The following is an 8,824-nucleotide window of genomic DNA, read 5'->3' on the forward strand; positions in this document are numbered from 1 at the left end:
GCCACGCGGACGAGAAGATGACGAAGCACTATCAGGAGGGACACGGCGACAAGACGATCGACTATGTTGAAGTGAGCGCCGAACTGGCGTTCTGAGGTGGGGGTTTTGCAAAAGTTTTGCAAAAGTTTTGCAAATCGCAGAAAGCAAAAAGGGGTCACCGTTTCCGATGACCCCTCTAGACCGCCCAGCAGAGCGGATTTTGTTTGGTAGGCGCGATTGGACTCGAACCAACGACCCCCACCATGTCAAGGTCTGCTTGAGCAAGCTGCAAGCCTTGGTGCTCAAGGGTTTCACAGAACGCCCATTCACATCATGAGGCGTCAAAATGGCCACTTTCCGCTCACTTCCGTCTGGCAACTGGAATGCTCAGGTACGGATAAAGGGCAAACCTCCCCAATCAAAAACCTTCAGCACCAAAGCTGAAGCAACGTCATGGGCGAACCAGCTCGAAGCCGTGACGATGGAGCGCAAGCATCACACTATATATACGCTGGGCATGATTTATTGCGAAACCATGCTCAAAGGGAAAGGCAGCTACGAGCATGCACTGAAAATCGTGGAGCATCTGGGCAGGCATTTCACGCAGCCAATTCACGAAATCACTCCACAGATGATCAACGACTTCAAAATCATGCGATTGAAGAAGGTGAAGCCGTCAACATGCAGGACGCAGCTCTCATTTATGTCCCGCTTCTACAGGTTTGCCAAACGCGGGCTCCTGATCGACATCCACAACCCAGTGAGCGATATCGCACTCCCAAAGCCAGACAGGTCATCTGACAAAGTCATTCGTGCGAGCGAGCTTGAGCGACTTCTCGCAAAACTCTCACCAGCTATGAAGCTGATTGTCGAACTGGCATACGAGACTGCCATGAGGAGGTCTGAAATTCTGAAATTAACGAAAGACTGCCTGCACCTCAAGGAACGAATTGCCGACGTGATCGACGGGAAGAATGGTACACGATCAGTTCCCCTCACCCGCCGTGCCGTTGAGATTCTTGAACTTGCCCAGCTGATGGCCACCTTGGAACGCCACCCACATGGCATGATCTTCACCGTAACCCCACATGCCGTGTCGCAAGCTGTGCGACTAGCGCGTGTGAAGGCTGGACTCGATAGCAGCGTCAGACTACACCAACTCAGGCACACCCGAATCACCAACGTAGCGAAGAAAGGGTTCAACAACGCACAGATCATGATCGTCTCGGGTCACAGAGATACTCGATCTGTAGCCAGATACTCACACCTGAATGTCAGGGACGTGTTGCACCTGATCGACTGATCGAGCAAACGGGCAGCCATGATGCACTCGGGATTGGCTGCCTTGAAAACCCCGTTAAAACCTTACAAAACTCTGTTAAAAGGCTCCCTACTTTCGCCACGCTTCAATCCCAATGTCAGTTTGATCCAGTGTTTACGGGACTTGACGAGCCCCGAACCAAGCAAAGGGCGTATTGCGCTTCGGAAATCAGTTTCTACAGATTCGCACACCGATGGGCGAGAAATCGATTGAGACTGATAGTGCAAGACCCATCTCCTAGATCAACTAGTTCACGCCGTGTCAACTTTTTAGATTGACAGGGGATGGCGGATTGTGTACTATTCTTCGCCTGTCTCGAATGACAGGCCGACACCTCGAAGAGCCTCACTCGAACACTTTTACAACAGTGTTTTAGATTGGGGCTTTTTTGTGGCCGTCATTAACCAAACCCAGCCCGGCGACTACGCCGAAGGATTTACCTATCGCAATGAACTAACCACAGGAGAAAAATCCATGTCGCACCCCTTCGTTTTAAATTTGGTTTCCACCGCCCACGCCGCAAATGATGATGCCCCCTCCACGGCGCCAGCACTTCTTGATCCTCGCAAAGAGAAAGTTCTCGCACTCCATAGAACGGGCATGTCTCGCCGCAAGATAATTGAAGCAACAGGTGAAACCGAGCATTACGTTCGCCGAGCCATCAAGGGCGTGCCTGTAGTCGAAAAGCTCCCAACATCCCCGTTCGAGCGTGCAGTAGCCCTGTGTTATCCGATGGCGATTCGTCGCACTGGAATCAAGGACTACGAGTTTCGATCCACGATGAACGAATGCTACGGTGTTGACTGGGATACTGAAAAAGGTAAATACAAGGGGCGTTATACCGCTGACCATCTCAAGCGAGTGAGAGAACGGATTCGTGAACGTGCTACAGCAGAAGGACAGTCGGCCATCTTCGTTATGGACTGGATCAATACAAGCGAGCCAGTCAAGTCGAACACTGTAATCACGCAATGTGTTTTGAATGTACAAAATGCCATTCAAGAGGCTGTAGATGAATTCATGCAGGCATCTGGAATACAGAATGTCGAAGAAGGAGTTGATCTTGCACTGGCCAGGAATAAGCAAAAGTTTGCAGCACGTCGGCACATCCTCAAGCTGGCAGTCAAAGGGGTGTCTGATGAGCCTATTGTGCGGCTACAGGAGCGCACGCTGGATCAGGTCAACGAGCTTGCAGGAACTCCAGATGCTCCCGGTGTTAGCGTTTCAGTGATCAAGTTCCATCACCCCGAGCCTAAACGGCATGATGCGTTTTTGGACTACTGCGAAGGACAAGGCTGGTTGCACCCTGATCGTTATCCAGAAGTTGAGCTCGCCATTTCAGCAGCAGGATACTGACAGGAAGGATCACCCACTCACGCCCACCATATATATACAATGGGTGGGTGGGTGCTTCGCCCTCCACCCAAGTATTACTCCAGACGGTAACGTCTGAGTGGGATACCCATGCTTCATGGACAAAAGTCGTATCGTCCCGATTCTAGATCAGCACTCCAATTAATAAAATGATATCAACACACATCAAAGCTCTTTGCTTTTGATCTGCTACACCGAAGGTAACGTGCAACAACTGCCAGCGTCCGCTGACGGAATACTACCGAATGCGGACGCATTCATTTCTGCACCAACAAACAAGAGCAAGATCACAAGCGAAGAGCTGGATTTGTGTGTTTTTTGTTTGTTACTGAAGTACATCCGAAGGAATGTCGGCGGTCACGCCGGAGCTGAGTACACTTGAAAACTGACGTTTTCGGTGCAAAGACTTTGGTGCGAACACACTTCAGCGGAGCTGGGAAGGTATCTGCTCAAAGCTCCGCTGTACTTGTGCAACAACTATCGAAGGTAGAAGTACAGAAATATCACCACCAGAATCACAAAGATCACTCGACCTTGAAACACATCAGAGTTCAATTGATCATTCTGTATTTGTTTGTAGGTGTCGGTATCACTCAAGCCTTGCGTCTTGTAGTGCACGATCTGATTGATTTGTTTGTCCAGCTTTTTGTTGTGTGCGTCATTGCTCCGCATGGTGATGCCCCACACTATCAACCATAGACCTCCGGTTAGAACGGTCATGATGATGTGCAGGATATGATTGGTTTTCTTCTTCTGGGTGGTGAGAACAAACAGTTTTTCGTTCATATCCTGCCCTTACTCGGTCTGAGGTTGGTGTGCCCAATGGCTCATTTGATAATGAATCAACGCAGCCAACCATTCGCCGTCATGGCGGTTTTACCGCTGGGAAGCTGTATCAGGGCGGACTTGTCACCATTCTTAGGCCCTTCGATAAAATTGACCTTGGTAGCAGTTGAAATCGTTCGGCACTTCCCCGATCCGACCAAGCGTTCAGCCTCATCTTCGTCCTGATCAAGCGACGCCTCTACCAGCTTCGTCCAGTCCCCGGCTTTGAAGCAAACCATTGAACCAGCAGCCAGTGTTCGCTTTGGGTAGGTGTCAGCCATAGCAGTAGCAGATGCGATCAGGGGCAACAAGCAGAGCAAGCGAGTAACGGTGTTCATCAAGCGTTCCTTTGGTATGGCAGGTGGAGGAAACAATATCCCAAATTCAGATATCTGAAAACCAGATATAGGTTGGAGGCTGCTCATCTCGCAGTTGTCCAGCCATGCCTAAGACGATCTACAAACCCGAACACGCAGTCCTGCTGATCCTACTGAAGAAACACAGGAAGGCGGCTGGTCTGACTCAAGTACAGTGTTCAAAGGCTCTGGGGCGTCCACAGTCCTTCATGAGTGACGTAGAAAGCGGGACACGTCGATTGGATATCGTGCAGCTTCGAGATTTGTGCAAAGTCCTGGGAATTGGTCTTGCAGAACTGGTAGAGGAATTTGAGCTGTCGCTGCTGGCGGAGGGTTCATCTGCCGCCCATGACCCTGCCTAGAAAAGTGACCTTGCGGAGATGCGATCAGCACCACAAATCCGCAGGGTCGATTAACTACAGTCTCTACTTCTGCTGAACTGCGAACACCTGCAACTGCCAAGCAATTTTAGCCGCAGTGTTGTGTTGCCGATGGTTCTGAGGTGGCAGGGTGTGCCCGCCAGCAATTGCGATTTCATCTCCGCAACCTGTGCACTTGTAGATTCCGGGATGAGGTGCTGCTGTACCCGGAGAATGCACCTCGTCGAAGGCTTGATGGCTGGAGCGTGCGATTGAAGAGTCATGCTTGTATAACGCCATAAAATTTCCTGCTTGTATTCGCCATCCTAGCGTGGCATTCCGAATATAGCCTTTGGACACCACCCTGCAATCAGAAAAGTCTGATTCTTCGATAATCGCTATCAAAGCAGTAGACCTATCTGGCAGTGCGATAGCAGTTAAAAAATCACTATCAATAGACTATTTTACAAAGCCATTTGATTCATTTATCATTTACCTATCAAAGCGAATGACAAAGGATAGCAAGCGATGAATGCCCACCTTTACCTCCGTGCATCGACCAAAGATCAAGACGCCAATCGTGCAAAAGTGGCTCTGGAGCTGTTCGCTGTCGAGAAGGGATTGAGCATCGTTGGCGTGTATGCCGAGAACATCAGTGGCACCAAACTGAACCGCCCTGAGCTGCTCACCTTGCTCGATACTGCCGAGAGTGGAGACGTACTATTGGTTGAGTCCGTAGACCGCTTGAGTCGCCTCTCACAAGCTGACTGGGACACTCTCAAGGCTGCCATCAAGGCCAAGGGGCTGCGTCTGGTTGTAGCTGATTTGCCTACCAGTCACATGCTGGTTGAAGCGAAGGGAATCACTGGGCAAATCATGGATGTGATCAACAACATGCTGATTGATCTCATGGCAACCATGGCACGACTGGATCAAGAAAAGCGTGTGGAGCGTATCAAGCAGGGTTTGGAGAACAAGCGTCTTGCTGACCCTGAATGGAAGCCAGCAGGCAAAGGCAGGAACGCTGCCAAGTGGGAGAAGGTACAGGACGTGATGCGGAAACACCCAACTATGTCCGCTGATGAGGTCGCAACGCTTGCTGGTTGTGGTGTCGCCACGGTGTACAGGATCAAGCGGGAAACGAAGGCTTCCTGATGATCACGCTGCCCCTGACACTCTGATTGAGAGCTACAAGACAACGCACCCCAACTTATTTTAGAAAAGCTTCGGTTTTTCATTTGGCCCCTCGCACTTGGTTTAGCACCTCGGGCAAAACCGCCAGATTATTTTTCAAGCCAGAAAACCGAACAGATATCGAAGTGCACCTGAAATTTTGGCGGGGGCTGGGCTCCCTGCATGGAATGACATCTACATGAACGCCGATCGAGGCGGTCAGCCAGCGCCCCCCCAGTTCAAGCGTTCCCTCCACCCCGTAGCCTCTACTTCCAGTCAAACCACGGGGAGCAGTTTTTCCATCTCAACCCTTCGTGATGTACACCCCTGTTGTGATTCAGAGCGAGTATCTGCTCCCGATGCTCTTGAGTTGTCTCATCGCCAAAAACAAGTCCCACCAGTGCATTTCCAAAACGCACATAGAGCGGCTCAGCGGACTCCGAGAAAGTCACCCAGCGCCATTCGTTTTCGTCTTTCCAGTCGGTCATTTTCTCGAAGAACAGACGTTGATAGTGCTTGTGCAAATGTAGAAGCAGATACTCCTCCTTCCCTTCCGTTTCGAGTACATCAACGTTGATCAGGTACTGCTGATCCTCAAAAAGATCGCGTGCAATCCCCCGATCTACGTACTCGACTGGCCCAGAAAGAACAGGGAATCGAGGAGCTACTTGCGCGTCAATTCGTTGTTGTAATCGCTCTCGATCAAACACCAAGCACACACCTCGATGCTTGTCGCCGTACTGTGCCCACATCCTCGGCTTGCAAAAGCCTCTTTTGAAAATGTCGAACATGTGATTTCCGGTAAGCGGACCTGTATCCCGAGTCAGGCACGTCACCAGAGTTTTATTCTTGAACTCACCAGACAGCCAGCTTGAGTACTCGTTTCGGTCGTATTTCCCGAGGTCTCTGCCTTCGTTGGTGCCAAAGTCGAAGAGCCAGCCCTTTCTTTCCTTTGGATCGTTCGTTCCAGTGTAAGGGCCGAGCTTCAGAGTCCTGTCTTTGAGAATCCAATCAATCGCGGTGCCTGCATCAGTGTAGTGATAGAGGTACTTGTTGGAGTCCGTCACGTTCATGATCATGCTGTCGTCCCGTAGCTTGCTTTTGCGTTCCTATGAGGCTCAATGGCCTGCCGCATAGCAGTCTTTGTGAGTCGTGGATGTTCAGCCCTCATGGCAGGCTGTCACCAGCACAGAGGAAGGGTAGCGCCTCTTGTTGAGGAGTTGTGCAGTTCTAAACCCATACGGCGATCACTTGTACCAATGTGCCAATCACGATAATCCAGAAGCCTGTCCTTGCATCGAAAAAGCAACGGTTACGAAGCCACGTCCGCACTGGCCTATCGGGGTTATCAATGATTTCCCGCGTTACGTGCGAGGGAGGCCCAAACGGGTACTTCTCGGAGTCACCATACGTCTCCATAACCCTCTCAAATAGACCACTAATGTCGAGCTGAAACAGACCCGCCACCGTTGCCAAAAGACCCGACGAAGCGAGAAATTTGGCCGCACTCGTGCCATCCGTTACGAGGTGGTATCCAGTCGCAACAACGCAGCAGCCTGCTGCCAGCAGCAGCAAGGCAAAAGACCAACGCTCAAAACGCTTCCTCATCCCATCTATCTCCCTCAGGGCTTGTGGTCGGCCATTTGACACAGAGCGGCATCATGTCCGCTGTTGCGCTTTCGGCTAGTGGGCATCCGCATCATCACCTACCATATCCATCCCCCACCTTTCTTCGGGACAGCAGATGACAGAGATATTTACATGGAAAAACTGCATTGCAGATGTCTAGTCATCCCGGTATGGCGACATAGCGAGAGACTTTCTGACGCTCGTTGTTAACCCATCACTTGATACGCTCGATAATGAGATACAGAGGTGGAAGGACACTGGCGCGATTGTATCTCACCTGATGATTTTTGATTTGACCGAACTAGTTGGCAAAACGCGAATGGCATTCTGCCTTTCAATACAGTCGCTATGGGAACAGCAAATTCGCAACTATCTGTCGGGGTGCCTGAAAGAACTTAAGATTGATCCGTTTCCGGTATCAAAGCGGCGAGGTGCTGACACCGTTCATAGTGTGCTATGGGGTGATGAATTGAATGCAGTGTTTGAACGCCTTCGTGGTATCGATTTGCCGTCATTTGAGTCCTATCAAACACTCGACTTACTCCAGATGGTAGGCAATGTTTGCCGCCATGGGGATGGGCTGTCTAGTCGGCGGTTATGGAAGGCTCACCCTGACCTCTGGCCCCTCTACGGTCTATCAGAATGGGATGACCCATCCGTGCCACCATCCGTCCAGTCGATGCAAATTCCCCGTGAACTACTGACAACCTTCGTTGAGGCAATTGAGCTGTTTTGGTGCGATACCGACTACATCTATAACGAGAGTATCAAGAGCAGGTCTCCGTCATTGGAGGCTAGGCTCGTTCAGGTTCGTGCGGAACGTGCGGAACGTGCAGTACGCTTTGCTCGTTAGAAGTGCTATCCCGATTTTCGCTGGGGCTGGAAATCAGTATCGAAATTCGCTTCCATCCCCCCACAATCGGCTTTGAACCAAGCTACGATCCTCTTCCACTCAACCAAGGATGACCCCAATGACTATCAGTAACGACACGATAGCCGACGCACTGGAACTGCTTCTGCTCAACCAACATGCTATTGCTGCCGGTCTTGAGGAAGTGGCGTTGTGGATCGAGGCTCGCGGCTCTGTGGATACGCACGACAACATCACCACCGCACTGGAGCGACTAGACGTGAACGCAGACGCCATCACCACTGCTATAGAAAAGCTTCGTCAAAATCATCAGTAACCCATAGCAAAAGAGACGGGATCGGCACGCGTTGCGATCCAAATCAAATCATAAATGTTCGCACCAACCGAGAAACGCTTCGTCGTTTTGCAGGAAGATGAATGGCTTTCTGTCGCCCTTATCGTACTCATTGATCGTCAGTGCATAGATGCTTGAACCAACTCCAGCCCCCTGATCTTTCCGTATGGTTGCTACAGCCTTGTAGCTGTTCTCAGTCGATCCATAGTCAATGACTTGTGGATCGGTGACGTAAGAGTTCTTCAGGGCGCCCGCCATCAATCCAGTCCGCCTTTCTACGGTGAACTGCTTGCCGATGAAAATTCTGTTTATCGGCTTTTCCTTAGCGGCGACGGTGCTTTCAATCGTGCAACGGAAGTCTTCCGCCGCCCATACATTTGTTGCCCCTGCCAGAGCCAGCAGTGCATCCGCTGTCCATGCTCTCATTGCGATTCTCTTGGTGTGTTGTTACGCATCGAAGAAAGGAGGTTTTTGGCGTTCACATTGCCCAGTGTGAACGAACCCGATATTTTGTGAACGTTCTGAAGAAATCCCAGACAACAAAAAAGGGCCCACCTTTCGGTGAGCCCTTCTAGACCGCCCAGCAGAGCGGATTTTGTTTGG

At 50.8% G+C, this 8,824-nt stretch carries 10 protein-coding genes and 1 tRNA gene; 5 read left to right on the plus strand and 6 right to left on the minus strand.

The window, feature by feature from the left end; all coding sequences use genetic code 11:
- Positions 1-204: 204 nt before the first annotated feature.
- Positions 205-275 (minus strand) — tRNA-Val (locus RR877_RS08975).
- Between the two features lie 50 nt (positions 276-325).
- On the opposite strand from RR877_RS08975, the gene RR877_RS08980 reads away from it, so the two are divergent.
- Both RR877_RS08980 and RR877_RS08985 read left to right on the plus strand, forming a co-directional pair.
- On the plus strand, positions 326-1,282 hold the full coding sequence (locus tag RR877_RS08980; protein ID WP_332627955.1) for a site-specific integrase: 957 nt from the start codon (positions 326-328) through the stop codon (positions 1,280-1,282).
- Positions 1,283-1,690: 408 nt separating this feature from the next.
- Positions 1,691-2,656 carry a hypothetical protein gene (locus tag RR877_RS08985; protein WP_332627957.1) on the plus strand — a complete coding sequence of 322 codons (966 nt, stop codon included), beginning with the start codon at positions 1,691-1,693 and terminating at the stop codon, positions 2,654-2,656.
- A gap of 495 nt (positions 2,657-3,151) precedes the next feature.
- Here RR877_RS08985 and RR877_RS08990 read toward each other — a convergent pair whose 3' ends face one another.
- Positions 3,152-3,460 (minus strand): hypothetical protein, encoded by a 309-nt coding sequence (locus RR877_RS08990; protein ID WP_115148474.1) that lies wholly within the window; start codon positions 3,458-3,460, stop codon positions 3,152-3,154.
- 56 nt (positions 3,461-3,516) lie between these two features.
- Positions 3,517-3,837 (minus strand): hypothetical protein, encoded by a 321-nt coding sequence (locus tag RR877_RS08995; RefSeq protein WP_332627960.1) that lies wholly within the window; start codon positions 3,835-3,837, stop codon positions 3,517-3,519.
- 104 nt (positions 3,838-3,941) lie between these two features.
- Between RR877_RS08995 and RR877_RS09000 the strand changes: the two genes are divergently transcribed.
- Together RR877_RS09000 and RR877_RS09005 are read left to right on the plus strand one after the other, a co-directional pair.
- On the plus strand, positions 3,942-4,217 hold the full coding sequence (locus tag RR877_RS09000; protein WP_332627961.1) for a helix-turn-helix transcriptional regulator: 276 nt from the start codon (positions 3,942-3,944) through the stop codon (positions 4,215-4,217).
- A gap of 525 nt (positions 4,218-4,742) precedes the next feature.
- Positions 4,743-5,369 (plus strand): recombinase family protein, encoded by a 627-nt coding sequence (locus RR877_RS09005; protein ID WP_332627962.1) that lies wholly within the window; start codon positions 4,743-4,745, stop codon positions 5,367-5,369.
- Between the two features lie 284 nt (positions 5,370-5,653).
- Here RR877_RS09005 and RR877_RS09010 read toward each other — a convergent pair whose 3' ends face one another.
- A complete protein-coding gene (locus RR877_RS09010) occupies positions 5,654-6,466 on the minus strand; it encodes a DUF2971 domain-containing protein (protein WP_332627963.1) in 813 nt (270 codons plus the stop codon).
- 1,521 nt (positions 6,467-7,987) lie between these two features.
- Here RR877_RS09010 and RR877_RS09015 point away from each other — a divergent pair.
- On the plus strand, positions 7,988-8,203 hold the full coding sequence (locus RR877_RS09015; RefSeq protein WP_332627965.1) for a hypothetical protein: 216 nt from the start codon (positions 7,988-7,990) through the stop codon (positions 8,201-8,203).
- A gap of 48 nt (positions 8,204-8,251) precedes the next feature.
- Here RR877_RS09015 and RR877_RS09020 read toward each other — a convergent pair whose 3' ends face one another.
- Positions 8,252-8,647: a hypothetical protein gene (locus tag RR877_RS09020; RefSeq protein ID WP_332627967.1), complete on the minus strand. Its 396-nt coding sequence runs from the start codon at positions 8,645-8,647 to the stop codon at positions 8,252-8,254.
- A partial coding sequence (locus RR877_RS09025) for a hypothetical protein (protein WP_332627969.1) occupies positions 8,644-8,824 on the minus strand: 181 nt, incomplete at its 5' end. The genes RR877_RS09020 and RR877_RS09025, both read right to left, overlap by 4 nt.

The sequence above is a fragment of the Aurantimicrobium sp. genome, from assembly GCF_036667855.1.
Lineage (GTDB): Bacteria > Actinomycetota > Actinomycetes > Actinomycetales > Microbacteriaceae > Aurantimicrobium.

Bases quoted from the DNA above. Each gene is read 5' to 3' on its own strand.
- RR877_RS09000 (WP_332627961.1), top strand. From the start codon at position 3,942: ATGCCTAAGACGATCTACAAACCCGAACACGCAGTCCTGCTGATCCTA.
- RR877_RS09020 (WP_332627967.1), bottom strand. From the start codon at position 8,647: ATGAGAGCATGGACAGCGGATGCACTGCTGGCTCTGGCAGGGGCAACA.
- RR877_RS09015 (WP_332627965.1), top strand. From the start codon at position 7,988: ATGACTATCAGTAACGACACGATAGCCGACGCACTGGAACTGCTTCTG.
- RR877_RS08990 (WP_115148474.1), bottom strand. From the start codon at position 3,460: ATGAACGAAAAACTGTTTGTTCTCACCACCCAGAAGAAGAAAACCAAT.
- RR877_RS08980 (WP_332627955.1), top strand. From the start codon at position 326: ATGGCCACTTTCCGCTCACTTCCGTCTGGCAACTGGAATGCTCAGGTA.
- RR877_RS08995 (WP_332627960.1), bottom strand. From the start codon at position 3,837: ATGAACACCGTTACTCGCTTGCTCTGCTTGTTGCCCCTGATCGCATCT.
- RR877_RS09005 (WP_332627962.1), top strand. From the start codon at position 4,743: ATGAATGCCCACCTTTACCTCCGTGCATCGACCAAAGATCAAGACGCC.
- RR877_RS09010 (WP_332627963.1), bottom strand. From the start codon at position 6,466: ATGATCATGAACGTGACGGACTCCAACAAGTACCTCTATCACTACACT.